The sequence below is a fragment of the Streptomyces sp. NPDC001135 genome (genome assembly GCF_053598395.1).
Genome location: NZ_JBSFKD010000033.1, coordinates 85,801 through 112,046 on the forward strand (window position 1 = coordinate 85,801; position 26,246 = coordinate 112,046).

Annotated in this window: 26 protein-coding genes; 11 read left to right on the plus strand and 15 right to left on the minus strand. The window is 73.7% G+C overall.

Features of this window, described 5'->3' with window-relative positions:
• The first annotated feature begins 2 nt into the window (after window positions 1-2).
• The 3 genes from ACWC94_RS32460 to ACWC94_RS32470 are packed head-to-tail and all read left to right on the plus strand — an operon-like array spanning window position 3 to window position 3,054.
• Window positions 3-803 (plus strand): alpha/beta fold hydrolase, encoded by an 801-nt coding sequence (locus ACWC94_RS32460; RefSeq protein ID WP_450800862.1) that lies wholly within the window; start codon window positions 3-5, stop codon window positions 801-803.
• A complete protein-coding gene (locus ACWC94_RS32465) occupies window positions 800-1,981 on the plus strand; it encodes a glycosyltransferase (protein WP_450800863.1) in 1,182 nt (393 codons plus the stop codon). Before ACWC94_RS32460 ends, ACWC94_RS32465 begins: the two co-directional genes overlap by 4 nt.
• Complete coding sequence (locus ACWC94_RS32470) at window positions 1,978-3,054, plus strand: class I SAM-dependent methyltransferase (protein WP_450800864.1); 1,077 nt, start codon at window positions 1,978-1,980, stop codon at window positions 3,052-3,054. Before ACWC94_RS32465 ends, ACWC94_RS32470 begins: the two co-directional genes overlap by 4 nt.
• Before the next feature lie 7 nt (window positions 3,055-3,061).
• Here ACWC94_RS32470 and ACWC94_RS32475 read toward each other — a convergent pair whose 3' ends face one another.
• Complete coding sequence (locus tag ACWC94_RS32475; RefSeq protein WP_450800865.1) at window positions 3,062-4,123, minus strand: lysylphosphatidylglycerol synthase transmembrane domain-containing protein; 1,062 nt, start codon at window positions 4,121-4,123, stop codon at window positions 3,062-3,064.
• 250 nt (window positions 4,124-4,373) lie between these two features.
• On the opposite strand from ACWC94_RS32475, the gene ACWC94_RS32480 reads away from it, so the two are divergent.
• A complete protein-coding gene (locus tag ACWC94_RS32480) occupies window positions 4,374-5,018 on the plus strand; it encodes a DedA family protein (protein WP_450800866.1) in 645 nt (214 codons plus the stop codon).
• Between the two features lie 88 nt (window positions 5,019-5,106).
• Here ACWC94_RS32480 and ACWC94_RS32485 read toward each other — a convergent pair whose 3' ends face one another.
• Complete coding sequence (locus ACWC94_RS32485; RefSeq protein ID WP_450800867.1) at window positions 5,107-5,634, minus strand: gamma carbonic anhydrase family protein; 528 nt, start codon at window positions 5,632-5,634, stop codon at window positions 5,107-5,109.
• Between the two features lie 109 nt (window positions 5,635-5,743).
• Here ACWC94_RS32485 and ACWC94_RS32490 point away from each other — a divergent pair, with 109 nt between their 5' ends.
• Window positions 5,744-6,508 (plus strand): acyltransferase, encoded by a 765-nt coding sequence (locus tag ACWC94_RS32490; protein ID WP_450800868.1) that lies wholly within the window; start codon window positions 5,744-5,746, stop codon window positions 6,506-6,508.
• 1 nt (window position 6,509) lies between these two features.
• Here the strand turns inward: ACWC94_RS32490 and ACWC94_RS32495 are convergent, their stop codons facing one another.
• Entirely contained in the window at window positions 6,510-7,325 is an 816-nt protein-coding gene (locus ACWC94_RS32495; RefSeq protein ID WP_450800888.1) for an EamA family transporter, read from the minus strand.
• Window positions 7,326-7,464: 139 nt separating this feature from the next.
• Here ACWC94_RS32495 and ACWC94_RS32500 point away from each other — a divergent pair, with 139 nt between their 5' ends.
• A complete protein-coding gene (locus ACWC94_RS32500) occupies window positions 7,465-8,037 on the plus strand; it encodes an XRE family transcriptional regulator (protein ID WP_450800869.1) in 573 nt (190 codons plus the stop codon).
• 33 nt (window positions 8,038-8,070) lie between these two features.
• Window positions 8,071-8,628 carry a YbaK/EbsC family protein gene (locus tag ACWC94_RS32505; protein ID WP_450800870.1) on the plus strand — a complete coding sequence of 186 codons (558 nt, stop codon included), beginning with the start codon at window positions 8,071-8,073 and terminating at the stop codon, window positions 8,626-8,628.
• Window positions 8,629-8,690: 62 nt separating this feature from the next.
• Here the strand turns inward: ACWC94_RS32505 and ACWC94_RS32510 are convergent, their stop codons facing one another.
• The gene (locus tag ACWC94_RS32510) at window positions 8,691-9,866 is read right to left on the minus strand and encodes a cation diffusion facilitator family transporter (RefSeq protein WP_450800871.1); all 1,176 of its coding nucleotides are present in this window, start codon (window positions 9,864-9,866) and stop codon (window positions 8,691-8,693) included.
• 58 nt (window positions 9,867-9,924) lie between these two features.
• Between ACWC94_RS32510 and ACWC94_RS32515 the strand changes: the two genes are divergently transcribed.
• Complete coding sequence (locus tag ACWC94_RS32515; protein ID WP_450800872.1) at window positions 9,925-10,287, plus strand: ArsR/SmtB family transcription factor; 363 nt, start codon at window positions 9,925-9,927, stop codon at window positions 10,285-10,287.
• On the opposite strand, the gene ACWC94_RS32520 is transcribed toward ACWC94_RS32515, so the two are convergent.
• The 3 genes from ACWC94_RS32520 to ACWC94_RS32530 all read right to left on the minus strand — a co-directional run bounded on the left by ACWC94_RS32520 (window position 10,281) and on the right by ACWC94_RS32530 (window position 13,839).
• Entirely contained in the window at window positions 10,281-11,504 is a 1,224-nt protein-coding gene (locus ACWC94_RS32520) for a 4-hydroxybenzoate 3-monooxygenase (protein ID WP_450800873.1), read from the minus strand. The two genes, ACWC94_RS32515 and ACWC94_RS32520, sit on opposite strands and share 7 nt — an antisense overlap.
• Before the next feature lie 64 nt (window positions 11,505-11,568).
• A complete protein-coding gene (locus tag ACWC94_RS32525) occupies window positions 11,569-13,206 on the minus strand; it encodes an APC family permease (RefSeq protein ID WP_450800874.1) in 1,638 nt (545 codons plus the stop codon).
• Between the two features lie 225 nt (window positions 13,207-13,431).
• On the minus strand, window positions 13,432-13,839 hold the full coding sequence (locus tag ACWC94_RS32530; RefSeq protein WP_450800875.1) for a CoA-binding protein: 408 nt from the start codon (window positions 13,837-13,839) through the stop codon (window positions 13,432-13,434).
• A 145-nt stretch (window positions 13,840-13,984) separates the two neighbouring features.
• Between ACWC94_RS32530 and ACWC94_RS32535 the strand changes: the two genes are divergently transcribed.
• From ACWC94_RS32535 to ACWC94_RS32545, 3 genes are all read left to right on the plus strand, one after another.
• Entirely contained in the window at window positions 13,985-14,860 is an 876-nt protein-coding gene (locus ACWC94_RS32535; RefSeq protein WP_450800876.1) for a hypothetical protein, read from the plus strand.
• The gene (locus ACWC94_RS32540; RefSeq protein WP_450800877.1) at window positions 14,857-15,399 is read left to right on the plus strand and encodes a SixA phosphatase family protein; all 543 of its coding nucleotides are present in this window, start codon (window positions 14,857-14,859) and stop codon (window positions 15,397-15,399) included. The genes ACWC94_RS32535 and ACWC94_RS32540 overlap by 4 nt, the downstream gene beginning before the upstream one ends.
• A gap of 308 nt (window positions 15,400-15,707) precedes the next feature.
• Window positions 15,708-16,334: a YigZ family protein gene (locus ACWC94_RS32545; protein WP_450800879.1), complete on the plus strand. Its 627-nt coding sequence runs from the start codon at window positions 15,708-15,710 to the stop codon at window positions 16,332-16,334.
• A gap of 1 nt (window position 16,335) precedes the next feature.
• Here ACWC94_RS32545 and ACWC94_RS32550 read toward each other — a convergent pair whose 3' ends face one another.
• From ACWC94_RS32550 to ACWC94_RS32585, 8 genes are all read right to left on the minus strand, one after another.
• On the minus strand, window positions 16,336-16,728 hold the full coding sequence (locus ACWC94_RS32550; RefSeq protein WP_450800880.1) for a hypothetical protein: 393 nt from the start codon (window positions 16,726-16,728) through the stop codon (window positions 16,336-16,338).
• 832 nt (window positions 16,729-17,560) lie between these two features.
• The gene (locus ACWC94_RS32555) at window positions 17,561-17,986 is read right to left on the minus strand and encodes a hypothetical protein (protein ID WP_450800881.1); all 426 of its coding nucleotides are present in this window, start codon (window positions 17,984-17,986) and stop codon (window positions 17,561-17,563) included.
• On the minus strand, window positions 17,983-18,687 hold the full coding sequence (locus ACWC94_RS32560) for a vWA domain-containing protein (protein WP_450800882.1): 705 nt from the start codon (window positions 18,685-18,687) through the stop codon (window positions 17,983-17,985). Before ACWC94_RS32560 ends, ACWC94_RS32555 begins: the two co-directional genes overlap by 4 nt.
• Before the next feature lie 69 nt (window positions 18,688-18,756).
• Window positions 18,757-19,977: a protein kinase domain-containing protein gene (locus ACWC94_RS32565; protein WP_450800883.1), complete on the minus strand. Its 1,221-nt coding sequence runs from the start codon at window positions 19,975-19,977 to the stop codon at window positions 18,757-18,759.
• Window positions 19,974-21,230 (minus strand): serine/threonine protein phosphatase, encoded by a 1,257-nt coding sequence (locus tag ACWC94_RS32570; RefSeq protein ID WP_450800884.1) that lies wholly within the window; start codon window positions 21,228-21,230, stop codon window positions 19,974-19,976. Before ACWC94_RS32570 ends, ACWC94_RS32565 begins: the two co-directional genes overlap by 4 nt.
• Window positions 21,227-22,708, minus strand: a complete 1,482-nt coding sequence (locus tag ACWC94_RS32575) for a hypothetical protein (protein WP_450800885.1) — start codon at window positions 22,706-22,708, stop codon at window positions 21,227-21,229. Before ACWC94_RS32575 ends, ACWC94_RS32570 begins: the two co-directional genes overlap by 4 nt.
• Window positions 22,709-22,752: 44 nt before the next feature.
• On the minus strand, window positions 22,753-25,095 hold the full coding sequence (locus ACWC94_RS32580; protein WP_450800886.1) for a hypothetical protein: 2,343 nt from the start codon (window positions 25,093-25,095) through the stop codon (window positions 22,753-22,755).
• Window positions 25,096-25,262: 167 nt separating this feature from the next.
• Entirely contained in the window at window positions 25,263-25,661 is a 399-nt protein-coding gene (locus ACWC94_RS32585; protein ID WP_450800887.1) for a hypothetical protein, read from the minus strand.
• Window positions 25,662-26,246: the final 585 nt, after the last annotated feature.

Genomic DNA, 26,246 nt, shown 5'->3' on the forward strand with positions numbered 1-26,246 from the left:
CCATGGCGATGGTCGACGCCGACGGTATCCGGCTGCACGTCCAGCGCATGGCCCCGCCCGGCGACAGCACCCCGCACGGCACGGTCGTCCTGGTGCACGGCCTGCTCACCGACAGCCTGGCCAGCTACTACTTCACGGTCGCGCCCGCCTTCGCCGCGGCCGGACTCGACGTCGTCATGTACGACCTGCGCGGGCACGGCCGCAGCGAGCGCCCGCCGCACGGCTACACCCTCGACCACAACATCGACGACCTGGAGGCGCTCCTCGGCCGGCTGGCCGTCACCGGGCCCGTCCACCTCGTCGGCAACTCCTACGGCGGGACCATCGCCTTCGGCTTCGCCGCCCGGCACCCCGCGCGCGCGGCCAGCCTGACGCTGATCGAGTCCGAGCCCGCGACGGCCGCGTGGGCGGCGAAACTCGGCCGCATCCTGGACCGGGTCATGACCGAACTCGCGCACAACGAACCCGACGCCGTCGCCTGGATCACCGCCCACCGGGGCCACAACACGGCCCGGCTGGCCAAGGGCGCGGCCCGGCTCGCCCGCGAGACCACCCTCGGCCGGGACATCCCCGCCAGCCGCGTGCTGACCGAGGACGCCGTCAGAGCCGTACGCTGCCCGGTCCTCGGCGTGTACGGCGGAGAGTCGGACCTCGCCGCCCTGGTGCCGCTGAAGCAGGCGCTGCTGACGGACTACCGGGCGGTCGTGCTGCCCGGGCACGAGCACTCGGTGCTGGTGGAGGCGCCCGCGGCCGTCGGCGGACACATCCTGGAGCTGATCCGTGCCGGGGCGGGTGTCCGATGAGCACCTTCCTCTTCGTCGTGCCACCGCTGACCGGGCACGTCAACCCGGCCGTGGGCGTGGCCGCCCGGCTCACCGGTCGCGGGCACCGGGTGGCCTGGGTGTGCCCCGACCCGGCGCTGGTGCGGCGGCTCGCGGGCCCGGACGCCGAGGTGTCCGGGTGCGCGGGCCCGGTGCCGGGTGCCGAGGGTGTCGTACGACCTGCGGACCTGCGGGGCGCGGAGGCGCTGAAGTTCCTGTGGGAGGGGTACCTGCTGCCGCTCGCCGACACCATGGCGCCCGGTGTCCGTGCGGCGGCCGAGGCGTTCCGGCCGGACGTGGTCGTCGCCGACCAACAGGCCTTCGCCGGTGCCCTGGTGGCCGAACGCCTGGGGCTGCCGTGGGCCACCTCGGCCACCACCTCGGCCGAGTTCTCCGGCGCCTACGACGGCCTGCCGAAGGTCGCCGCGTGGCTGCGGCACCGCCTCACCGAGCTGCGCGCCCGTATCGGCGACCCGTCCGGCACCGCCGATCCGCGGTCCTCGCCGCACCTCCTGCTGATCTTCAGCACACCCGAACTCATCGGTCCCCAGGCACCGCTGGCACCGCACATCCACTACGTCGGCCCCTCGCTCGCCGGCCGCCCGGCCGGCCCCGGCTTCCCCTGGGAACGACTGGACCACGGCCGGACGAAGGTCCTGGTTTCCCTGGGTACGGCGAACGCCGACGCGGGCGGCCGGTTCCTCGCCGAGTGCCTCGCCGCCCTGCGGGAACGCGCCGACCGCGTACAGGCGGTGATCGCCGACCCGGGCGGCGTCCTCGCGGTGCCGCCCGACGACAAGGACGTCCTGGCGCTGCCGTCCGTGCCCCAACTCGCCCTGCTGCACAGGATGGACGCCGTCGTCTGCCATGCCGGACACAACACCGTGTGCGAGGCCCTGTGGCACGGCGTCCCGCTCCTCGTCGCACCCATCCGCGACGACCAGCCCGTGGTGGCCGGACAGGTCGTGGACGCGGGCGCCGGCGTCCGCCTCCGCTTCGGCCGGGTCCGCGCGGACCGGCTGGGCGCCGCTCTCGACACCGTCCTCACCGACCCCGCCCACCGGGCCGCCGCCGCCCGGATCCGCACCGCCTTCCGCGCGGCGGGCGGCGCCCCGGCCGCGGCGGCCCACCTCGAACGACTCGCAGCGGAGGCCCGATGAGCGACCGCGACGACAGGCGTGCCGGCACAGCCCGCATCGCCGCCCTGCGCCCCGCCTACCAGCGGGACCTGGCCGCAGGAACCGACCGTTTCCTCGCGCCCCGGCGCGAGACCTGCCCCTGGTGCGGCTCGGACCGGCTCGCCGCCCGCCTCCACACCACCGACCTGCTCCAGCACAAGCCCGGCCGCTTCACCCTCGACCACTGCGCCGACTGCGGCCACACCTTCCAGAACCCCCGACTGACCGAAGAGGGCCTGGAGTTCTACTACCGGGACTTCTACGACGGCCTCGGCGAACAGCGGATGAGCGGCACCTTCGGCGGCCGTACCGCCATGTACCGGGGGCGCGCCGAGGCGATGCTCCCGCACGATCCCGCCCCGAAGACATGGCTGGACGTCGGCACCGGGCACGGCCACTTCTGCGCCACCGCCCGTACCGTCCTGCCCGACACCTCCTTCGACGGGCTCGACTTCACCGACGGCGTCGAACTCGCCGCCCGGGACGGCCGCGTGGACCACGCCTATCACGGCGCCTTCCCCGCCCTCGCCCCCGAACTCGCCGCCCGCTACGACGTGGTGAGCATGTTCCACTACCTGGAGCACAGCACCGACCCGGACCGTGAGCTCCGCGCGGCCCACGAGGCCGTACGCCCCGGCGGGCACCTCCTCGTCGAGGTGCCGGACCCGCAGAGCCGTTACGCCCGGCTGCTCGGCCGCTGGTGGCTGCCGTGGCTGCAGCCGCAGCACCTGCACCTGATACCCGTCGCGGGCCTGAGGCGGCGGCTGACCGAGCTGGGCTTCACGGTGGTCGCCGAGCAGCACGCCGAAGCGCACGACCCGGTCGACCTGCTCGCCGCCGTCTGGCTGGCCCTCGACCACACCGCTCCGCGCGAGGACGCCCCCTGGCTGCCGGAGCCGCCCGGCGCCCTGCGCCGCGCCGCACGCACCACCGTCCTCCTCGCGGGGGTGCCCGCGCTCATCACCGCGACCCTCCTCGACCGGTTCGCGCTACGGCCCCTCTCCCACCGCCTCGGCCTGTCCAACGCCTACCGCCTGGTGGCGCGCCGGGAGTGACCGCAGCTCACAGCACCTTCGCGCGGATGAGCGCGGACAGCGTCAGGCTGCCCGGCAGCAGCGGCACCCAGTCGGTCAGCACCCGGTAGCCGATGACCGTCGCGGTGGCCGGTGCCGGTGCGGAGCCGAAGGTGACCAGCGTCCACACCAGCGCGGCGTCGACCGCGAGCCCGCCCGGTGCCGGCACCGCCCCGACCGCCGTGCCCGCCGCGAGGTAGGCGAGCACCACGTGCGCCCAGGGCAGACCCAGTCCGAGCGCGGCACCGACACAGGCCAGGGCGGACCCCTGGACCAGCGGCATCGCGACCGCCCCGCCCCACAGCGCGACCACCCGCGACGGCCGGGTGTGCACCTCCCGCGCATCGGCGAGGGCGGAGCGCAGCAGCCCGGACACCGGCCGCCGGAGCGGCCGTACGACCGTCAGCAACACCCCGGCCACCGCGACGGCCCCGCCCGCGACGGCGGCGACCGGGACCAGCAGCCGCCCGTCCGGTACCAGCTCACCGAGGCGCCGCCAGGCCGGTGACACCGCCAGGAACACCAGCAGCACCACCGTCTTCGCGCCGGACTTGGCCAGCGAGTACAGCCCGATCGACGCGGTGGCCCGGCCGGCCGGCACCCCGCGGCCCCGCAGGAAGCGCAGGGTGACGGCATGGGCGCCGAGCCCGCCCGGCAGCACGTGGTTGGCGGCACCGGCGGCGAACTGCGAGGCGAGCAGCAGACCCGGCGGCAGCCGGTCGGGCAGGGCGCCCTGCCGCACACACGAGGCCGCCACGCAGTTCAGGCAGGTGAAACCGGCCCCGGCCAGCAGCCACCACGGGTCGGCCGCGAGGAGCCGCCGGACACCCTCGTGCATCACCGGCCGGTTGGCGACGGCCCAGCCGGCGGCCAGCAGCACGGGAGCCAGGCACAGGACCAGCCGTAGGTGCCGGCCCGCCGGGAGCGACGGGGGCCGGGCGGCGGCCTGCGGACCGGTGCCCGGCGGATCACCGGACCCGGCGGACGCGGGCGCCGCCGTCCGGGAACACGGCGGAGAGGCGAGCGAGGGGGACTCGGACACTGGGGACACGGGGACGTCGTCCTTCCGCAGCGGGCCCCGCGGCGGGACCTGGGGGAGGCGGGCCGGGCGGAACAGCGGGGAGCCTTCCCCTCCCGTGTGACACCGGGATGTCCGAAAACCGAAGGAGTGAGGGCGGGACGGTGCCGCCGGGTAGTGCGCGCAAGCCGCCGTTCGCCGCCGACCAGGTAGCCTTCCCTTGGGACGCGCTTTACATGCGGCGTCCCCGAAGACAGGGACGGCGACAGGGGAGGAACCGGCGGTGCACGTCCAGGAATGGCTCGACACGGTGCCCGCGGCCGCCGTCTACGCCGTGGTGGCCCTGGTGATCGGTCTGGAGAGCCTGGGCATCCCGCTGCCGGGCGAGATCGTGCTGGTCTCGGCGGCCCTCATGTCCTCCCAGCACTCCGGCATCAATCCGGTCGTCCTCGGCGCCTGCGCGACCGCCGGCGCCGTGATCGGCGACTCGATCGGCTACGCGATCGGCCGCAAGGGCGGCCGCCCGCTGCTCGCCTGGCTCGCCAAGAAGTTCCCGAGGCACTTCGGCGAGGGCCATGTGGCCACCGCCGAGCGGTCGTTCGAGAAGTGGGGCATGTGGGCCGTCTTCTTCGGCCGGTTCATCGCCCTGCTGCGTATCTTCGCGGGCCCGCTCGCGGGCGTCCTCCACATGCCGTACTGGAAGTTCCTGATCGCCAACGTCCTGGGCGGCGTCTGCTGGGCGGGCGGCACCACGGCCGTCATCTACTACGTGGGCGTCGTCGCCGAGGACTGGCTGAAGAAGTTCTCGTACGTGGGGCTCGCGGCGGCGGTCCTGATCGGTCTGGCCTCCATGCTGATCATCAAGCGCAAGGCGAAGAAGGCCCAGACGGCGGCACGGGAGGCGGAGCCCGTAAGCGCCGGTGAGTGAAGCGCCCCCGAGGGGCGCGGGACCGTGTCGACATGCGGTTCCGCCGCGGCGGGCGCCAGCCACATCCGACCGGCACCCGACGGACGGCCTACTGATGCACGTCCTTGTGCGCCTTCGCCAACTCCGCGTACATCGTGCCGTTGAGGGTCACCCCCTGCCGCTCCTCCTCCGTGAGCTCGCGCCGGACCTTCGCCGGCACCCCTGCCACCAGCGACCCCGCCGGCACCACCATCCCCTGTGGCACCAAGGCCTGAGCGGCCACCAGCGACCCCGCCCCGATCACGGCCCCGTTCAGCACGGTCGCCCCCATCCCGATCAGGCAGTCGTCCTCGACCGTCGCCCCGTGCACCACCGCGTTGTGCCCGATGGAGACCCGCTCACCCACGTTCACGGGAAACCCGGGATCCGCGTGCAACGTGACGTTGTCCTGGACGTTCGCGTGCGCGCCCACGGTGATCGTCTCGACGTCCCCGCGCACCACCGCGCCGTACCAGACACTGGCCCCCGCGCGCAGCGTGACATCGCCGATCACGGAGGCCGTGGGCGCCACGAACGCCTGGGGATCGATCCGCGGCTCCCTGCCCCCGATGCCCACGATCAGCGCCTGCTGCGTCATCACCGTCTCCTCGTGTCCGTATGTACCCCGCACGGTACGACACGGCGTGGGGCAAAGATCACAGCAGCCCAGCCTCTCGCCGGGGACAACCGGTGAGTAACGTGACCCCGTGCCGAAGCGCAAGAACACGTTCTCATCCTGGCGACGCCGCGCAGCGCAGCGCGTGGTGCACGCGGCCTGGGCCTGGGCGCAGCGCACGGGCTCCGTCACCGCCGACCACCCCGGGCGCCTGCGCTTCGGCTCGATCGGCGAAGCCACCCGGCTCGCCTTCCCGCTCGGCACCGTCTTCGGCGAACCCTGGATCCACCTCGGCTCCCACTGCATCATCGCCGAGCAGGTCACGCTGACCGCCGGCCTGATGCCCGACCTGGACCTCGGCCCGGACCCGATCCTGCGCATCGGCGACGGGGTGGTCCTCGGCCGCGGCAGCCATGTCATCGCCGACACGACGGTCACCATCGGCAGCGACTGCTACTTCGGCCCGTACGTCTACGTCACCTCCACCAACCACTCCTACGACGACCCGCACCAGCCCATCGGCAGGCAGTGGCCGCGCATGGAGCCCGTGGAGATCGGCCCGGGCTGCTGGATCGGCACCGGCGCGGTGATCCTGCCGGGCGCGCGGATCGGCCGGAACGCGGTCGTCGCGGCCGGTGCCGTGGTCCGCGGCACGGTGCCCGATCACGCCGTGGTCGCCGGGGCACCGGCCCGGGTCGTCCGGCGCTGGACACCCGAGCAGGGCTGGCAGCCGCCGCTGAGGACCCCGGCGCCGGTGCCGATCCCGGACGGGACGACACCGGAGCAGTTGCGCGCGCTGGCGGACCTGGACGAGGACGGGGTGGCCCGGCTCGTGGAACTGGAGACCGAGGGCTGACTCAGCCGGTGGCCAGCAGCAGCGTGCCGACCAGTGCCAGGCTCGCGCCCGCCGCCTGGACCGCGCGCAGCCGCTCGCTGAGGAAGCCGCGCGCCGCCAGCGCGGTCACCACCGGGTACAGCGAGGCGAGGACGGCCGCCACGGTGACCGGGCCGTGCTGGGCGGCGACGGCGTAGGTGCCGTTGGCGGCCACGTCGGCGATTCCGACGAAGGCGAGGCCGGGCAGCGAGGCCGGGATCGGGCCGGCCTGCGGTGGGGCGGCGGCGCCCCGCCGGACGGATGCGGCCAGCGCGGCCCCGCCCACCACCGTACTCAGCAGCCGCTGCACGAACAGCGCGAGGAACAGCCCGGTGATGCTGGTCGAGGCCTCCGTGAGCAGCGCGAACACCGAGCCGAAGCCCAGCGCCGCGACCAGCGTGAGCAGGATGGCCCGCCGCTGTACGGACGTGTCGCCCCGCTGGGGACCGGCCGCGAGGAAGACTCCGGTGACGGCGACCGCGACGCCCGCGACCTGGAGCGGTCCCGGGCGCTCGCCCAGGACGAGGCCCACCCCGATGGGCACGGCCACGCTGAGGGTGGCGAGCGGCGAGACGACGCCCATCGGGCCGAGCGCGAGGGCCTTGTAGAAGGTGAGCACGCCGATCGGCCCGACCAGGCCCGCGGCGACCGCGAACCACAGGCGCGGCCCGGCCTCGCTCCAGCCGCCGACGGCGAGGACGATCACACCGAGCACGGCCGTCGCGATCGCCTGCGAGACGACGACCACGGTCAGCGCGGGGGTGCGCCGGGTCAGCAGACCGCCGCCGAAGTCGGCCAGTCAGATCAGGAGGCTGGTGGTCAGAGCGAACAATGCTGTCACGGCCTGCCTCGCAGTACAGTTCGATGGACGATCGGGTACAGCCCACCGTAGTTCAGCAGACTGAACTGTGTCATTGAATATATTGAACGGACGTGACGTGTCGGACCTCGACCTGCTGACCCAGTCCCTGGCGCGCAACGTCAAGCGCTGGCGCACCGAGCGCGGCTTCACCCTGGACGCGCTCGCCGCCCGCGCGGGAGTCAGCCGCGGCATGCTGATCCAGATCGAGCAGGCCCGGACGAACCCCAGCATCGGCACCGTCGTCAAGATCGGCGACGCGCTGGGCATCAGCATCACCACCCTGCTCGACTACGAGCAGGGCCCCGCCGTCCGCATCGTCCCCGCCGAGCAGGCCGTACGCCTGTGGCACACCGACGCCGGCAGCTACAACCGCCTCCTGGCGGGCACGGAGGCCCCCGGGCCGCTGGAGATGTGGGACTGGCGGCTGATGCCCGGCGAGCAGAGCCCCTCCGAGCCGCACCCGGCGGGCACGGTGGAGCTCGTCCACGTCACCGCGGGCGAACTGACCCTGACCGTCGACGGCGTCAAGCACCTCGTGCCGACCGGCGCGAGCGCCACGTTCGAGGCCGGCACCTCGCACACGTACGGCAACGAGGGCGACGTCCCGATGGAGATGGTGATGGCCGTCTCGGTGCCGCCCGTGCGCTGAACCACGCCCGCGGCGGGCTGTTAGCGTGCGGCCATGCGCCCACCCATCGGAGACTTCGACACCGCCACCCCCGCCCCGGACTGCCTTCAGGAGCTGACCGCCCCGGTCGCCGACGCCGTACGCCACTGGCAGGGCGCGGTCCCCGCCGACCGCATCCTCTACGTCGAGACCGACCCGCAGTGGGCGGACACCGCCGTCTTCGTCGAGCACTACGGCCGCGACCTGCTGGAGCAGTCGGCGAACTGCGTGGTCGTCGCGGGCAAGCGGGGCGGTGGGACCACGCTCGCCGCGTGCGTGGTGCTCTCCACCACCCGGGTCGACGTCAACGGCGTCGTCCGTCGCCAACTCGGCGCGCGTAAGGCCTCGTTCGCCTCGATGGAGACGGCCACCGGCGAGACCGGCATGGAGCACGGCGGCATCACCCCGGTCGGACTGCCCGCCGGCTGGCCGGTGCTGCTGGACCCGGCCGTCGTCGACCTGCCCTACGTCCTCGTCGGCAGCGGACGCCGGCGCGGCAAGCTGTTGGTCCCCGGCAAGGCCCTGGCGGAACTGCCGGGCGCCGTGGTCGTGGAGGGGCTCGGGGCCGCCTGAGGCCGGTGGACGGCAGATGTGTTCCCCGGCCGGAACGGATCTGCCCGGTGCACCGTCACCCGTCACACCGGCAGATGGTGGGCCAGGGGGAGATGCGGGTCGGTCTCGCCCGGTGCCGGTGCCGGGTCGGCGTGGACCAGGGCGGCCGTCAGTGCGGGTACGGCGTGCAGCAGGGCGTGTTCGGCCTCGACGGCGATCGCGTGCGCCTGCCGCAGCGTCGCCTCGCCGTCCACCACCACCGCGAGTTCGGCCCGCAGCCGGTGCCCGATCCAGCGCAGCCGCAGTTCACCCACCTCACGCACACCCGGTACCGCCCGCACCGCCCGCTCCGCCCGGTCCACCAGCGCCGGGTCGACGGCGTCCAGCATCCGCCGGAACACCTCCCGCGCCGCGTCCCGCAGCACCAGCACGATCGCGGCGGTGATCGCCAGCCCGACGACCGGGTCGGCCAGGTGCACGCCGAGAGCCGACCCTCCGGCGCCCACGAGAACCGCCAGCGAGGTGAAACCGTCGGTACGGGCGTGCAGCCCGTCGGCGACGAGCGCGGCGGAGCCGATCTCCCTGCCCACCCGGATCCGGTACCGGGCCACCCACTCGTTGCCCAGGAACCCGACCAGCCCGGCCGCCGCGACCGCCGGCAGATGCGTCACCGGGCGCGGATCGAGCAGCCGTCCCACGGCGGCCCAGGCGGCGAAGGCCGCCGAGGCGGCGATGGTCAGCACGATCACCAGCCCCGCGAGATCCTCCGCGCGCCCGTAGCCGTAGGTGAACCGCCGGGTCGCCGCCCGCCGCCCCAGCACGAAGGCGATGCCGAGCGGGACGGCGGTCAGGGCGTCGGCGGCGTTGTGCACGCCGTCCCCGAGCAGCGCCACCGACCCGGACACGGCCACCACGGCCGCCTGCGTCAGCGCGGTGACCCCGAGGACGGCCAGCGACACCCACAGGGCCCGCATCCCGCGCGCCGAGGCCTCCATGGCCGGGTCCAGCTTGTCGGCGGTGTCGTGGGAGTGCGGGGTGAGGACATGAGCGAGCCGGTGCCGGAGACCGGGCGCGGGGGTGGCGTGGCCCCCAGGACCGGGGTCGTGGTGGTGGCCGTGCGCGTGGTCGGCGCCTCCGGCGTCGCGCCGGCCGGGGGAGTGCCCGCCGCACCCCGGCCCGCCGTGCCCGTGCGTGCCCTGGTCATCGCCGTGGTGGCCGTGCCCGCCGCGCACGGGGTGATGAGGGTGCCGGTCGTTCACGTGGATCCCCTTCCGTACGGGAGTGGACGGGTGGCGCCCACGGGACCATTATGTGCGTATGAGCGCACGCATGCACCTGTCATCTGCACACCATGCGCACCCGCGCAGCCCGGGCGAGGAGCAGTTCGCGCTCGCCGCCGAGCTGATGGCCCTGCTCGGCGACCGCACCCGCCTCACCCTGCTGCACGCCCTGTCGGCCGGCGAGGCCGATGTCACGACCCTCACCGAGGCGTGCGGCGCGGCCCGTCCCGCCGTCAGCCAGCACCTGGCCAGGCTGCGGCTCGCGGGCCTGGTGAAGACCCGCAAGGAGGGTCGCCGGGTGGTCTACTCCCTCCCGCACGGACACCTGCGCCGCCTGGTGGAGGAGGCCCTGAAGACGGCGGACCACCACCTCGCCGAGGGGCGCACCGGGAGTCAGTAGGCGGCTGCCGTGCCCAGGTACTGCTCGGCGAAGGCCGTCGCCGCGGCCGGTGAGGTGAACAGCCGGCGCAGGCGGGCCAGCGTGGTGCCGGCGCGGAACGGGTCGCCCGACGCGACGCCGTGGTAGATGTCCGACAGCCACTGTGAGAACTCCTGGTAGTCCCACACCCTGCGCAGGCAGGCCGCGGAGTACCCCTCCAGGCCGCTGTCGTCCCCCTTCGTGATGTGTGCCGCGAGCGCGTCGCCGAGCAGGAAGGCGTCGTGCAGGGCCAGGTTCATGCCCTTCGCGGCGATGGGCGCGACCAGGTGACCGGCGTCCCCTGCCAGGAACAGCCGCCCATGGCGGAGCGGTTCGACGACGTAGTGGTGCATGTCCAGGACCCGTTTCTCGATCAGCCGGCCCTCGGTGAGCGGGGGCGCGCCGGCCGCGCCGAGCCGCTCGCGCAGTTCGGCCCAGACCCTGTCGTGCGACCAGTTCCCGGGATCGTCGCCGGGCGGGCACTGGAGGTAGAACCGGGTCACCCCGGGGCTGCGGGGCATCTGCCCGGCGAAACCGCGCGGGTGGACGCCGAACAGGACGCAGTCCGTCGACGGCGGTACCTCCGCGAGCAGCGCCAGCCAGCCGATCCCGTCGTCCTGCCGGGCGATCCGCCTGCGCTCCTCGGGTATCGCGTCCCGCGTCACCCCGCGCGCCCCGTCGCAGCCCGCGACGAAGTCACAGCGCAGCAGCCGCCGTTCACCCGTGCGAGGGCACCGGTACGACACCGCCGGCCGGTCCGCGTCCAGGTCGTGCAGTCGTACGTCACGCACCCCGAAGCGGATGTCGCCGCCGCGCACGTCGGCGTACTCCCGCACGAGGTCCGCCACCAGCAACGGCTGCGGGTAGACGTGGTGATGGCTGCCGGTCAGGTCGGCGTAGGCGAAGGGGTACCGCTCGCCGCCGAAACGGAACTCGCAGGCGCTGTGCAGCTCGGCCCGCTCGGGCAGCCGCCCGGCCAGTCCGCGCCGGCCGAGTTCGCGCACCGCCCACTCCTCGAGGACACCGGCCCGGGGCCGCGTCTCGATGAACTGCCTGCTCTCGGTCTCCAGGACGACACAGTCGACGGAGGCGTCCCGCAGGAGGGCGCCGACGGTGAGCCCGGCGGGCCCGGCGCCCAGGACGACGACCGTACGGCGTTCCTCGGGTGCGGAGCCGAGGTGGGGGGAAGGGGAGATCATCCCCGCATTATGACGGTGTCCCGTCAGCCACGGCTGGCTGACGGGACACCTGGGAGGGGGTGGCTCAGTGAGCCGGGGCGTCGGTGACGACGACGTCCTCGATGTCGCGCTCGATCTGCTCGGCCTTGGAGGCGGTCGCCTTGGCCCAGTAGTAGATGACGAGCGAGAAGGCGGCGACGACCAGCAGGTCCCACCACAGCGGCAGGTCACCGGTACCGCCGAACGTGCTCAGGTAGGAGATCACGCCCAGGCCCGCCAGGTACGGCGGCAGCCACTGCGCGGCCTTGAAGTCCAGCCGGGGAGCGTCCGGCAGGCCCTTGCGGATCGCGTAGCCGGCGTAGGAGCCGAGCAGCAGGTAGCCGAGCAGGATCGCGCAGCCCAGGCGCCACAGGGTGTCCCAGCCGGACCAGAAGATGATCAGGTTGGCGACCACGAAGGACAGCGGCGAGATGATCTTGCCGGCGGGCAGCTTGTACGGACGCTCGTGGTTCGGCAGCCGGTCCGCGAAGACGCCGTAGGCCAGCGGGGCGCCCGCGTACATCAGCACGCTCGCCGAGGTGATGAAGCTGACCAGCGTCTGCCAGCTCGGGAACGGCAGGAAGCAGATCACGCCGGTCACGAACGACATCGCGAGGCCGAACCACGGCACACCGCGCTTGTCCGTCTTGGCGAACACCTTCGGCGCGTAGCCGTTCTTGGCGAGGCCGTAGGAGATGCGGGAGGTGGCGGTGGTGTAGATCAGGCCGGTGCCGCCGGGGGAGATGATCGCGTCGGCGTACAGGACCCAGGCCAGCCAGCCCAGGCCGCACAGCGTGGCCAGACCCGCCCAGGGGCCGCTGATGCCGACGTAGTCCAGGTGCGCCCAGCCCTTGGCGAAGGAGGCGTGCGGCAGGGCGGCGATGAACACGACCTGGAGCAGCAGGTAGATCGTGGCGCCGATCGCCACGGAACCGAGCGTCGCGCGCGGCAGGTCACGCTTCGGGTTGCGGCTCTCGCCGGCCAGCTGGATCGCCTGCTCGAAGCCGAGCAGCGCGAAGATGATGCCGCTGGAGCTGATCGCGGTGAGGACGCCCTTGGCGCCGAACGGGGCGAAGCCCTCGGAGGTGAAGTTGCCCGGGTGGAAGTTGCCGATGGCGATGACGAAGATCGCCGCGAGCGGGACCGCGATCTTCCACCAGGTGGCGGCGCTGTTGGTGTGCGCGAGGATGCGGACACCGAGGAAGTTGACCGCGACGAACACGGCCATGAGGACCACCGCGACGGCGATGCCGCTGGTCGTGAGCGTGCCGTTGGCGTTCTGCAGCCCGTCGGCGAACTGCCAGTGCTTGGCATAGCCGATCATGGCCTCGACCTCGATCGGCGCCACCGTCGCGGCCTGCAGCCAGGAGAACCAGCCGAACGACATGCCGGCCAGGCCGCCGAAGGCGTAGTGCGGGTAGCGCGCGGTGCCGCCCGCCACGGGGAACATGCCGCCGAGTTCGGCGTGCACGAGGGCGAGCAGCACGATGGCCACCGTGCCGATCATCCACGAGATGATCGCGGCGGGGCCGGCCGCCACAACAGCTTTCTCGGCACCGAAGAGCCAACCGGAGCCGATGATGGAGCCCACCGAGGCCCACATCAGACCGATGAGTCCGACGTCGCGGCGCAGACCACCGGTGTCGCTTGTGGCTACCGGTGCAGCCTGGTCGACATTCGCCATGTCAAGTGGCCTCTCAGATCGTAAACGCAGGATTAAGGAGCAAGGAGGCCACAGGCTAGGGAGACTTTCCGAGCGAGCAAAAGAGTGTTAACCAAATTTTGACCTGGGATCTTAGGTGTCTTGGGCGCACGCTCGGTCACGGCCTTGTCACAGCTCAGAGGCCTAGTGCGAATGTCAATATTCAGCGGCGAATTGTGAGTAGAAGGAGAGATTCGCTTCTGCAGGCTACTGCAGAAGGGGAATTTCGATCGCCGGGCAACGGTCCATGACCATGTCCAGGCCGGCCGCCCGGGTCCGTGCGTAGGCGGTCTCGTCCACGACGCCGAGCTGGAACCACACCGCTCGGGCGCCCTTCGCCACGGCCTCGGCGGCCACCGGGCCGGCCAGCGCGCTGTTGACGAAGACGTCGACCACGTCGACGTCGAAGGGGACGTCCGCGAGGGAGGCGTACCCCTGCTCGCCGTGTACCGTCTCGGCCATGGGGTGCACCGGCACGATCCGCTTGCCGAACCGCTGGAGCACCTGCGCCACCCCGTACGCGGCCCGGCTGCGGTTGGCGGACAGGCCGACCACCGCCCAGGTGTCGCCCAGCTCGGTCAGAATCCTGCGGATCGTGGCTTCGTCGCCGTACACGGCCGCCTCCTGGGTTGCTATGGGTAACTGTTCGTCTGGGCAACAGCACCCCGGCGGGTCCGGATTCCCGTCCTGTAGCCGCCACCATGTCCGGAATCGGCGCAAGGTGCCTGCGCGCGGCCGCCCACCCGCCTACGCTCGCCCCGTGCTGCACATCCTCGACGCCCGAACCGGTGAGCCCGTCCCCGCCGCGCCCGCCCGCCGCGGCCTGACCCGCATCGAGGCGTACGCCTCCGGCCTCGACCCGACCGCCCTGCGGGTACTGCTCACCGCCGACCTCCTGGTTCGCGCCCTGGAACTGTCCGGCACCCCCGTCTGGACGATCCTCACCGCCCCCCACCGCCACGCGGAACTCCGCACGGCCGCCACCACCCTCGCCATCCGCCCCTTCGAGGACGGCCGCGACCTGGCGTCGGGACTCGGAGAGGCCCAGGCGATCCACGTGACGTCCCAGGGTGCGGATGTCCTCGGCGCCGGCCCGGTGATGCTCGTGGCACCGGTGGAGTGGCAGGGGGAACCGGCCGCCGGCCGCGCACCGGACCCGGACCCGGCCGGCGCGCCCGGTGGGGGAGCGGCGGCGTCGCCGGCGCCTTCCGGCGCCGCGTCGGTCCAAGGCCCCGCCCCCGCTCCCGCCCGCACGCCCCACCCCGCTCCGCGCCCCGCGCTCGCGGACCTGCTTGCCGAGCCCGCTGCCCTTCGGCTCGCGCTGCTCTCCGTCCCGCGGGGCGCAACCGTCCGGCTGGATCCCGCGGTGCTGGACGAGGCCGCCGGGTGGCTGGCCCGGTGGCGGCGGGCCGTGGCCGGGTGGGCGCGGCAGCCGTCGCGGCCGGTGCCCGACGAGGTGCGGGCGCGGTTGCGCTCCGCGTGGGAGGACGACCTCGACCTGCCCGGCGTGCTGGACGTCCTGCGCTCCGTGGAGAGCGCCCCGGACCTGCCCGACGGAGCCCGCTTCGAGACGTACGTCTACGCCGACCGCCTGCTCGCCCTCGACCTCGCCCGCGACCTCGGGAGCCTCGCGTGATCGCGCGGTCGGGCGCGGGCCCGCTGCGCCGGCTGGTGGTGCTGCGGCACGCCAAGTCGGCCTGGCCCGAGGGCGTCGAGGACCACCGCAGGCCGCTCGCGCCGCGCGGCCTGCGCGACGCCCCGGCCGCCGGACGCGCCCTCGCCGACGCCGACTGCCTCCCCGACCTCGCCCTGTGCTCCCCGGCCGTACGCGCCCGGCGCACCTGGGAGCTGGCCTCCGCCGAGTGGGGCACCCCGCCGCCGGTGCGCTACGACCGGCGGCTGTACGCGGCCGGCGTGTCCGACCTGCTGGAAGTGGTCCGCGAGGCGCCGCCCGAGGTGGAGACCCTGCTGCTCGTCGGGCACAATCCGGGGCTGGAGGACCTGGTCCTGGAACTGGCCGGTGACGGTCTCGACGACACGCTGGACCGGGTGCGGACCAAGTTCCCGACGTCCGCGATCGCCGTCCTCGACTGGCACGGCAGCGGCTGGACCGCCCTCGCCCCGGGCGCGGCCCTCCTGACGTCGTTCACCGTGCCACGCGGACGGAAAGGCTAGGGGGTTTCGTTTGGATCAGCCCGGGTCCGCGACGCCCGGCACGGCGCCTCGCCGCGTTGTCGGGTCACCCGAGTACGCCCCGTACGCGGGTGACCCTCCGCCTTGCGATGCACCGCACCGGACGCCGCGGCCTCATCCGACCTGATCCAAACGAAACCCCCTAGCGCCCGCCCCCAAGGGAGGCGGGGCTGTATCGGTACGCGGCTCCGCCGCGCGGGCGCGACCGGCCGCGACGTCGCCGCGGACGAACGACGGCAGGGAGCGGCCCTGCGGCCCGGCGCCCCCGGCGGAGCGCATACGCTGACGGGATGCAGGACGAGTACCGCACAGTCGCCCGCGCGGGCGTGCACGAGACCGAGATCAACCGCTCCCGCTTCCTGTGCGCCCTCGCCCCGGCCGCCACCGAGCAGGAGGCGCAGGACTTCATCGCCTCCGTGCGCAAGGAGCACGCCGACGCCACCCACAACTGCTGGGCCTACGTCATCGGTGCCGACGCCTCCGTGCAGAAGGCCAGCGACGACGGCGAACCGGGCGGCACCGCCGGCGTCCCCATGCTCCAGATGCTGTTGCGCCGTGAGATGCGCTACGTCGTCGCGGTCGTCACCCGCTACTACGGAGGGGTCAAGCTCGGCGCCGGCGGGCTCATCCGCGCCTACGGCGGCGCCGTGGGCGAGGCCCTCGACACGCTCGGCACGCTCACCCGGCGCCGCTTCCGGCTGGCCACGGTGTCCGTCGACCACCAGCGCGCGGGCAAGGTGCAGAACGACCTGCGCGCCACCGGACGCGAGGTGCGGGACGTCCGTTACGGCGAGGCCGTCACCATCGAGATCGGCCTGCCGGACGCCGACGTGGACGCCTTCCGCGCATGGCTCGCCGATGCGACGGCGGGCACCGCGGGGTTCGAACTGGGCGGGGAGGCCTACGGCGACGCGTGAGTCAGGACGGGGACGGCTCCGGAGTCAGCTCTTCCTCGCCGATCCGGCGGCCGGACTGGTACACCGTCACGACTCCGCCGTGGATGACGTAGCGGTACGGGCCGTTGTTGGCCTCGTAGCCCTCGCTGGTCGTCTTCGCCTTCATGGCGATCCCCTGCTCCCGGCCGTCGCTGAACTCGCCGTAGTAGTACAGCGAGCCCGAGGTCGTACGGCACAGGGTGATCTGCTTGTTCCGCGTACGGAACGCCTGGACCAGCTCGGCGCCGTCGCCGGCGGGCAGCTCGGTGGCGATCCGGTCGGGGCAGGCCGCCGCTGTGCTGGTGCCCGTCCCGTCGTCGGCGGCCCCCTTCGAGCCGTCGCAGCCCCGGGCCGCCAGACCGAGCAGGAAGAGCACGACGAAGACCCCGATGCAGCCGCTCAGACAGCCGCCGGTGCCGGTTCTCCTGGCGGGCGGGGTGTACCGCGTTCTCGGGGGCGGGGTGCGGACCGGCGCCGGACGTGGGGGTGGGGGATGCGGTGTGGCCGGCCGGTAGCCGGTGGTGGGGGACGAGGGGAAGAAGACGCCTTCCTCGGTGCGCGGCCGGTACGGGCCCGGCGCCGCGCCGCCCCGGCCGCCCGCCGGAGCGGACGTTCCCGGACGGGACGCCCGCGGTGTGCTCCGGGGCGTCGAGGGGGACGAGCCGCGCGGCGCGGTCCAGGACGAAGTGGATGAAGAGGGCGAGGAGGGCGTACTGCGCGGTGTGGACCGGGGCGTCGACGACGACGGCGTGCTGCGGGGCGTGGTCTTCCTGGGCGGCGTCGTGCGGGGCGCGGGTTTCCTGGCGGCTGTGTCCCCGGACGACGGCGGCTTCGGGGTGCTCTTCCCCGCGACCTTCTTCCCCGCGACCTTCCAGGCCGTGCCGCACGCGATGCACGACAGGTCCGTACGCGCGTTGTTCGTGTCGCACTCGGTGCAGCGCCAGGGGCCCGGCGGGCGCCCGGCGCCGCCGGGCCGTTTGGCGGCAGGGCGGGCACCGCCGCCCGAGCCCGGCTTCTTCGGTCCCGGCTTCGCGCCCGGCCCCGGCTCGGACCTGCGCGGAGGCGGCGCGGTGTCACGCCGGGTCCCGCCACAGGTCGTGCAGGACGCCTCCGTAGGCGTGTTGAACGTGTCGCAGTCCACGCAACGCCAGTTGGCCGATGCCGCCACGTCGTGCTGCCTTCCTTCTCGTGTTCGTCGGGCTGCGCGGTCAGCCCAGGTCGCCGCCGACGCGGGCCGTCACCACGGAGAACAGCTCCTCCGAAGCGGCGGACGCGGGCGCGGCCAGCCACTGCGGGGCGTCGAGCGGCACCCGCTGCAGCTCGGGCTCCTCTGCGGTGTCGCCCGCGTGCTCCGGGATGCCGAACCGCCGTCGAAGCTGCTCGGTGTACCCCTCCGCCTCCTCCAGCAGGTCCGCGGGGACGTCGACCCGGACCACCAGGAGTCCGGGCGTCGGCCCCTCGGGGAAGCGCAGATGGAAGACCCACTGGGACAGCCCGTCCGAGCCCTGCGGCAGCAACCGCAGCTGGGAGCAACTGCGTATGTGCGAGCTGACCTTGCCGTAGCGGGGCCAGTGGAAGACCAGGCGGCCTGTGTGGTCGCACTCCAGCTCGAACTCGGGCCAGTCCAGCTTCACAGGCTGTTCGCGATCGTCTCGATGATCTCGTCCATCTCGAACTCCTCGAGGCCCTGGCCGGCCTTGGACGCGAAGTGCAGCGTGAGGTCCCACTCCTCGGCGATCGGGTCGGACCACGGCGCCTGGTCCGGTGCGAACAGCACCAGCCGCTTCGCCGACTGCTCCATCACCGCGGTCTGGCTGCGCGCGTAGCCCCACTGCTCGAACAGCTCGTCCAGGCTGCCCGGGATGCCCGCCGGGTACGACTGCACGGAGGCGTGCCTGCCCAGCGGGTGGGCCGGGGCGTCGGTGAACATCACGATGACGTGACGCCTGCGGTCGAGCCCCTGCTCCCAGGGCGAGTTGACGGCCAGCGCGAGCGCCTCCAGACCCGACTCGGGGATGTCCCCGCCGCCGGAGGCGTCGATGCCGCGCACGAACTCCTCGAAGTCCCGGGCCTGTTCGGGCAGGTGGAGGAACCCGGTCTGCTGGATGGCGGTCGAGGCGTCGTCGCCGAAGTCACGGAAGGCGATGACCTTCAGCCGCAGCTGGCTGATCGCCTTGCCCTTCTTCGCCATCACGTCGTTGAGCCGGTCGTGGAACTGCAGCGCGCTCGACTTCACGTTGTCGAGGACGGGGAACATGCTGCCCGTCGCGTCGACGCACAGCACGATGTCGACGGCGTACTGCAGATTCCCCTTGTACTGCTCGGTGTTGCTCATACGGAGTCTCCTGGGTGGTGCGGGCGGGTGTGCGGGTCGCCGGTGGAACCGGGGTCAGAAGGACCGGGGTCAGGACGAGCCGGGGCGCGGGCGCCGGTCGCCGAGGTTGATGCGCACGCGCGAGGTGCGTTCCGCCGGGGCGTCGGGGGCCGGGGCCGCCGGCGGTGGGGACGGTGCCGGCGTCGCGGGAGCCGCCGGGGCCGTGGGTCTGTCGGCCTCGGCGGGTGTGCGGGGCCGCTCCGGCGGGGGCGTCCCGGTACCGGGACCCGATGCCGAGGTGAGGTTCTTGGCCTTGATCCGGCTGGTGCGCGCGGCCGGAGCGGAGGGCTTCGCGGATCCCGGTGCCGCGGGGCGCGTGCCGGTCGCGGACTTGCCCTTCGCGGCCCCGGGGCGGCGATGCTGCAGGGTGCACACCTTCGGGTCGGACAGCGTCTTGAGGAAGGTCGCGATCCGCGGCCGGCTGCCCGGGGCGCGGGCGGTCATGGCACGCAGCAGACCGAGCATGTCGTCCGACAGCCGGGTGTCCAGGTCGAGGTACTCGCCCGCGTTGACGGCGTCGGCCGGTGAGCCGTACCGGCCGTCGTGGTGCGGCAGTTCGCCCGTCAGGTACAGATGGGTCATCAGCCCGAGCGCGAAGACGTCCACCGCGCAGGTCAGGTGCCGGGGGCCGACCGAGTCGTCGCGCTGCATGTAGCGGCGCCACTCGGGGGCGCCGTAGACCGAGTCGCCCGCGATGTCGTCGGGCTCCGGGGGCTTGCCCGAGACGTACGAGTCGTCGAAGTCGATCAGCTTCGCCGTGTGGAACGCCGCGCCGTCCCGCTTCTGCACCAGGACGTTCAGCGGTTTGAGGTCGCCGTGCACGATCTCGATGTCGTGCAGCTGCTTCAGACTGTTGCCCAGCGTCTTGAGCAGCACCATCTTGTTGCGGGGCTCCAGAGCCTGCGGTTTCTCCAGGCTGGTGGTGTCGATCCGCTCGGTGACCTTGTAGTAGGTGCTGCCCTCGTGGAAGAAGTCGGTGGCCAGCACCAGGTTTCCGCCGCCGCGTGCGTCCGGGCGCAGCCGCTCCATGATCGTGCGATGCCGCTCCTCGAACTCGCGGGCCAGCTGGCGCCGGATCCGCACGCTCGGCGAGTCCGCCGCGTCGTCACGGGGCCGCTTGGGCTCCAGGAACCGCTTGACGAAGTACTGGACACCGCCTTTCTCGGCGAACGCCCATATGCATTTGCCGCCGTTGGCGTTCGTGGGCTCGCTGGTGATGCGGTAGCCCCCGATGACATCGCCCTGCTTCATGCGTGCTCCTCGAGTGCCGGAGGCAGATGGGTCTCGTAACCGGGGCGGTAGGCGTGCCAGGTGCTGTCCTGCCAGGCACGGACCCGGGCGGGCAGGTCCGCGGGGTCCTCCGCCGCCGCAGGGTCGGGCCCCGCCCCGCCACCGGCCGGAGCGAGCCGGTCCAGGCCGCGTGGCCGGGTGCGGACGTACCGTTCGGTCAGCTCCTCCAGACGCGTGGTGAACCGCTCGCGCAGATCCTGGAAGCCGTGGTAGCCGAGCGCCACGAGGGCGAGGGAGGCGTCGTCCGCCGTGCAGGCCTGTACGGCCCGGCGGACGAGATCGGCCCACTCCTCGACCGTCCCGGCGTCGTGCAGGGTGCTCAGCAGCAGGTTCTCGAAGTCGGCCGGGGTGTGCACATAGCCGAAGAACCCGTCGGTCGCCGCCACCAGCACGCACGGGAACGGATGGAACAGCCGCTGGCCGGCGATCTCGAAGTCCCGGTCCGCGCACACCAGATTGGTCATCGGCGGATCCGTGCGCAGCAGTTCCAGCGCGTCGCTCTCGCGGGTGTGGTCGCGGGTGAGCACCTGCAGCCCCGCGTCGGGGCGCAGCACGTACGCGCGTGAGTCACCGGCCCACAGCGACCGCAGTTCCAGCTCCGGCTCGCTGGAGCCACGCACCAGGCGGTAGTGCACGGCCGCGAGGGTGGTGGGCAGCTGGCGGCGCATGGTGCCGCTGATCTTGCTGCGGCGCTGCGGTGCGTAGCGCAGGAAGAACTGGAGGTAGGTGCGCAGGGTTTCCGGCGTCGCCGGTTCGCCCTCCGCCGCGACGTCGTGGAACCAGTGGTCCGTGGCCAGCCGTGCCACCCGCGCGCCCACCCAGGCGCCGGTACGGCTCTCCCCGTCGGACGCCTGCCACACCGGTGCGGCGCCGGCCCCGCCCGATCCGTCGAAGACCGCGAGCATGCCCTGGTCACCGGCCTCGTGATGAGCGATGAACGGCTCCGCGTCCTCGCCGCGCCCCGGCACCTGCTCGGTCCACACGGACACCGCCAGCAGCCCCACACGGTCCACGCACCAGATCCGTGGACGGCCGGCCGGCCTGGACCGCGGGGCGTCCGGCGGGCCGGCGACGGACGGGGCCGGCGCCCCCGCGGACGAGACCGGCGGCTGGGCGGCGACCCGTGCCCCCGGCCCGGGCGGACCGGCGGGGTGCTCCGCCGGCGCCCCGACGGGCACCGGGGGCCGCGCGGTGTACTCCTGGTGGCCGGTCATCGGCGCTCCCCGTTGCTGTCGGACGCGTCCGGGCGCCGCCTCTTGGCGGTCCCGCGTACCCGGCTCACCCTGGGGGCGGTGCCGTCCGCAGGACGCTCGGCCGCACCGTCGCCGACGAGGGTGCCGTCCCGGCCGCCGCCTGCCGGGCCTCCGGTGCCACGGGTGCCGGGACGGTCCGCCGCATCGCGGTCGGTGCGGTGGTCGTCGCGCGGCTCGGGTGCCGTACCGCGGTCCGCCGTACCGCCGTACGTGCGGCGTTCGTCGCGGTGGTCGGCCGTCGCGGCGCGGTCGGTCGCCGTACGGCGGTCGGTGTGGCGTTCGCCGGCCGGATGGGCTCTCGTGCCGTAGTCGTCGGCCGCCCATCCGCCCGCCGTACCGGGCAGGGGCTCGTCCTCAGGCGGCCCCGCGGGTGTCTCCGGGCGCGGGCGACGGCTGCCGGTGCCGGACAGGCGCGAGCCGGACGTGCCCTCCTCCCGCGCGCGGGTTCCCTCGGGTCCCCGGCCGCCTTCGTCGCCGAAGCGGTCCCGCAGCACCTCCCCCTTGAGCGGTTCGCGCTCCCCGCCGCGCCCGCCCCGGTCCCCGTCGCGGTCGCCGGTGCCCGGCTCCAGTGCGTGGGCGAGGGTGCCCCGTAACCGTCCGCGCCGGGTGGCCGTGTCGAACAGGCCGTCGCCGTCCCGCAGCACTTCCTCCAGCACCGCGCGCTCCAGCTCGGCCTGTTCGAAGGGCTCCCGGTCCGCGTCGCCGCGCTCCAGGACCATGCGCATGACCTCGCGCCGGACCTCCCGTTTCTCCGCCTCGCCCTTCTCGATCCAGGCGAGGGCGGCGCGCGGGCCCTCCTTCTCCATGATCCCGGCGATCAGCCCGTCGACGCCCTCGTCGCGGATCATGTCCAGGTGCCGTCGGCGGCGCATGCCCTCCAGCCGGGTCTCGCGTACGACGTCCCGGTACTCGCGCCCGCTGGTGGCGATCTCGTCCGCGTCGACGAGCAGCTCCGTCTGGATGTTGCGCAGCCGGATCGCGTCGTCGCCGCTGAACCCGGCCAGGGCCGCGTTGAGCGCCATCTCGGTCTGGTGGAACTCGGAGATGTCGTAGTCCCGGGCGACCGACTGCAGCAGCTTGCGCAGATAGCCGTAGAGCGCGCCGCTCATGTCGCGGATGCCGCGCGCCACCACCTGCGCGGGATCGGCGACCCGGCACACGAGGTCCACGCGGCTGCGGAACGAGAACGTGGGGTCGCGGCTGAGCAGCGGGATGTCCAGGATCAGCCGGTGTTCGGTCATGTCGACGGTGAACACGCTGCGGTACGACCCGAACCGCGCCGAGGGTATCTCCTCGCCGCTGCGGATCGTCAGTGACGGGCCGTTGTCCCGGACGAGGACCAGGGCCCGGCCGGGAGCCGGCGGGCGCAGCGGGTTCACCAGCCGCCACTTGGGCACGTCGTCGCTGCTCAGGACCGGGTCGTAGGTCTGTTCCTCCATGTCCCCCTCTCCTTCCGGTGTGCGGGATGCCGGCGCGGTGGGCCTCACCGGGCGCGGTCGAGTGTGCGGAGCAGGCGGGCGGCGCCCGCCGAAGGCTTCTCCCGGTCGCGGGCCCACCGCTCCAGCCACCAGGTGAGCCGCTCGCCGTGCCGCCCGGGCCGGCGGGCGACGGAGACCAGCAGCGCGCCGATGGCGTCGAGGGAACCGGGGCACTCGCCGGCGTAGACGTCGATCCACGTGTGCAGGGCTTCCAGCGCGGACTCCTGCACCGGCCGGCGGGCCAGGGCGCGCGCCCACAGCTCGACGAGCCGGTCGTGGTGCCGGGGCAGTTCGCCGAGCAGGACGGGCACGCCCGGCACGCGCGCGTGGCCGCGGTCGCCGGTGGTGCCGATGACCGGCTCCTCGTACGGCTGGGACACCGCGAACACGAACGCCGACAGCGACTTGACGACCATGGGGGACACGTCCTGCGGTTCGGACCAGTCCAGATAGGCCTGCAGGACCGCCGCGGTCTGCCCCTGGTGGATGAGGTGGACGCCGCCCCATGCCACCGACGGCAGGGTGCCCCAGTCGTCCCCCCGGTCCAGTGCGGTGCGCAGGACGGCCACGGCCCGGTCCGGGGCCGCACGGCCGAGCAGCCCGCCCACCGCGTTCGCCGCCGTGCCGGCCAGGCGGCGCTGGTGGGCGGAGGCGTCGCCGCCCGCCCACCGGTGCAGCAGCTCCCACACGGCCTCCGCCGTCTGCGGGCGGCTGCCCGCCACGCCCAGGGCGGTGGCGGCGGCCTGCCGCAGCGGCCAGGAGGTGCTGGCCGCCCAGCTCGTGAGGAAACGGTGCACCGCGTACGACGGATCGGTCAGCGCCAGCACACCGGCCGCGACCGCGGCACGGGCCCGCACCTCGAGGTCACGGTGGGTCAGCAGGCCGCGCAACCAGGCGAGCACGGCCTCGCGGCGCCCGTCCAGCAGATTCCAGGCGTAGGCCAGGATGGCCTGTCCCAGCAGCGAGTTGCGGAACCGGACGCGGGGCGGGGTGAAGCCGCCCTCGCCGGGCACCTCGAGCCGGATCCATTGCTGCTCGTGGCCGAGCCGGTCCCCGAACCGGAGGTCGGGCGGGGCCGCTTCGGGCTCGACGAGGGCCGCGCGCAGCTTCACCGCGGCGTCCGCGACGGTCAGGTAACCGCACTCCTCCAGCACCGCCGCCGCCAGTGCGAAGGCCACCGCGTCCGGTGCGCGGTACCGGTTGAACCAGGCCCGTACCTGTTCGCTCGGGTCGCGCAGCTGAGCGACCGTGCCGGTCACGTCGCCGTCCGCGCGGATCACGGAGGCGAGCCGTGCGGCGTTGCGGGCCGCGGGCTGCTCGCGCAGTGCCGTCGTGGCACCGGTGCGGTCCAGCAGCCGGTGCAGATCGGCGTACGCGTCCGGGCTGCCGCCGTGGCCGAGCACCCGCCGTTCGACGACGGCCAGCGGGTCGATCGGGGCGAGCGCGTGCCGGGCGACCTGGTCGGCGCCCGGTCCCGCGGCGAGCATGTCCAGGTCGTGGCCGCCGGTCAGGACCAGGAAGCAGCCGCAGGCGCGCAGCGCCGCGACGACCGCGGCCCACTGGGCCGTGCCGTGACTGTGCCCGCCGAGAAGGGCGGCGGCGAACGCGTCGTCGCCGGCCGGCCCGTCGTCGAGCGCCGCGAGGTACCCGGAGTTCTTCACGGGCGGTTCCCATCCCGCCTCCAGCACGGCCGCGGGTCTCAGCAGCCGGTGGCAGCCGGCACCGCCGCCGTCCATGGCCAGCGCTTCGGCCAGCAGGTTCACGGCGGTGGCTTCCCGGCCGCTGCCCGGCGGGGCGGTGAGCAGCAGCACCCGCTGCTCGCGCAGGGCGTCCAGTGCCTCGCCGTAGCCCTCGGGTGCGACGAACAGCTCGGTGTGGTCGGCGACGTCGGTCGCGTCCATGACGAGCACGGACAGACCGCCCGGCCGGGGTCCGCCGGTGCGCGCGCCGCCGGTGTGGAAGCCGCCGCCGAAGCTCACGTCCGCGTTGAACAGCGCGAGGGTGCCGATGCGGGTACCGGAGGCGTCGGCGCTGAGCCGGCGGGCGATCTCGTCCGCGATGGCCCCGGCGCGCTGCGCCTCGGACCGCTCGGCGTCGTCACGCCCGCTGCCCTCGGCCAGGGAGCGCAGCGCGTCCTGCTCGCTGACCGGGCCGTCGTGTTCCTCGGCGTCCCCGCGCGGGGGCTCGGCGCCCCGCGCCGGGTCGTCCTTGCCGGACTCCGCCGCGGGCGGGTCCGTACCCGCGTCCCGCTTGGGGGGTTCGCCGTCCTTGTGCCGCGGCGGATCGGCCGGGCGGTCCGCCGCGGCGGCTGCGGACCGGGGGCCCGCGGAGGGACTGTCCTCGCTCATGGTTCCGGTTTCTTCGTTCGGATCAGCGGTGCGGTCGGTCGGGTGGCCGTCGCGCACAGGACGGAACCCGGCGTGCTCGCGCGTGCCCCCGGCCCCGTCGCGATGGGGGGACGCCGGACGCACCGCTGTGCGACGGACTCCCGGTCCCCGGGGCGACGGCGTTGGCCTTACGACGTCGTCCAGTTCCCCTGCACGTCGATCTTGCCGTTGAACACCTGGGCGTTCTTGATGAGTGCGGCGCTGATCTGGGCGCCGGAGCCGCCCTGGGCGGCGACGGCCTCGTCCACGAACCGGCGGATGTCCGCCTCGAAGTCCGGGTCGAGCAGCATGTGCGCGGCGAGCTGCCGCTCCAAGGCCTGCTGGGCGCTCTCGTCGTCCGGGGTGTCGGTGAGCCGGTCCAGGGCGTTCTCGGCGTCCGTGTTGCCCCGGAACCGGGCGCGGATGCGTTCCATCAGGCGGGCACCACCGGCCCAGCCCGAACGGCCGGCCTCCTGCCCCGCTTTCTCCAGCGCTCCCTTGACCACGAGCGCCACGCCTGCCGCTGCCACGGCCGTCACCGGATCCATGCCGTTCCCCCCGAAACCCAGCTCGAACAGACCAGTCAATCTAGGGCAAGTCCACGATCCCCGGAGTGCTTCTTCTCACATTGGCTGAAAGTAGCCCAACCCGATCCGGTCCGGGGTGGTGAGGCCGCCTGTCAGGGGGGTGTCCCGCCCGCGGCGCTGGCCTGAATGCGGCACCCCGGCAGAGAACTGACGGATCGGTGCGATGTGTCCCCCGCCGGGAGGGGGCGACGGAACACGCCGACACGAGGGGAGGGGGCGAAGAGGCGGGGACGTCTTCACCCGTGACCCGTTCCGTCTGCGTCGCCGCCCAGTTGACCGGCTCGAGCGGCCCGGCGTACACCGAACCTCCGCACCCGGCGGCCCTCTGCCGTAGTCCGGCCGGGCGACGACCGGGAGCGGACGACCTGCCCTGGCGCCCGGCCATCATGGTGAACCAGTGGCCGTACAGCGCTGTGAGCACTCCGGAAGTACGCGACCGCGGGATTCGGCAGGTCAGCGCTGCAGGGTGAGGACGCCCGGCCGCCAGGGCAGTCGGTCGTAGGGGCCGGTCGCCGTGGGGGACTTGCCCTGGTAGAGGAGCTGCAG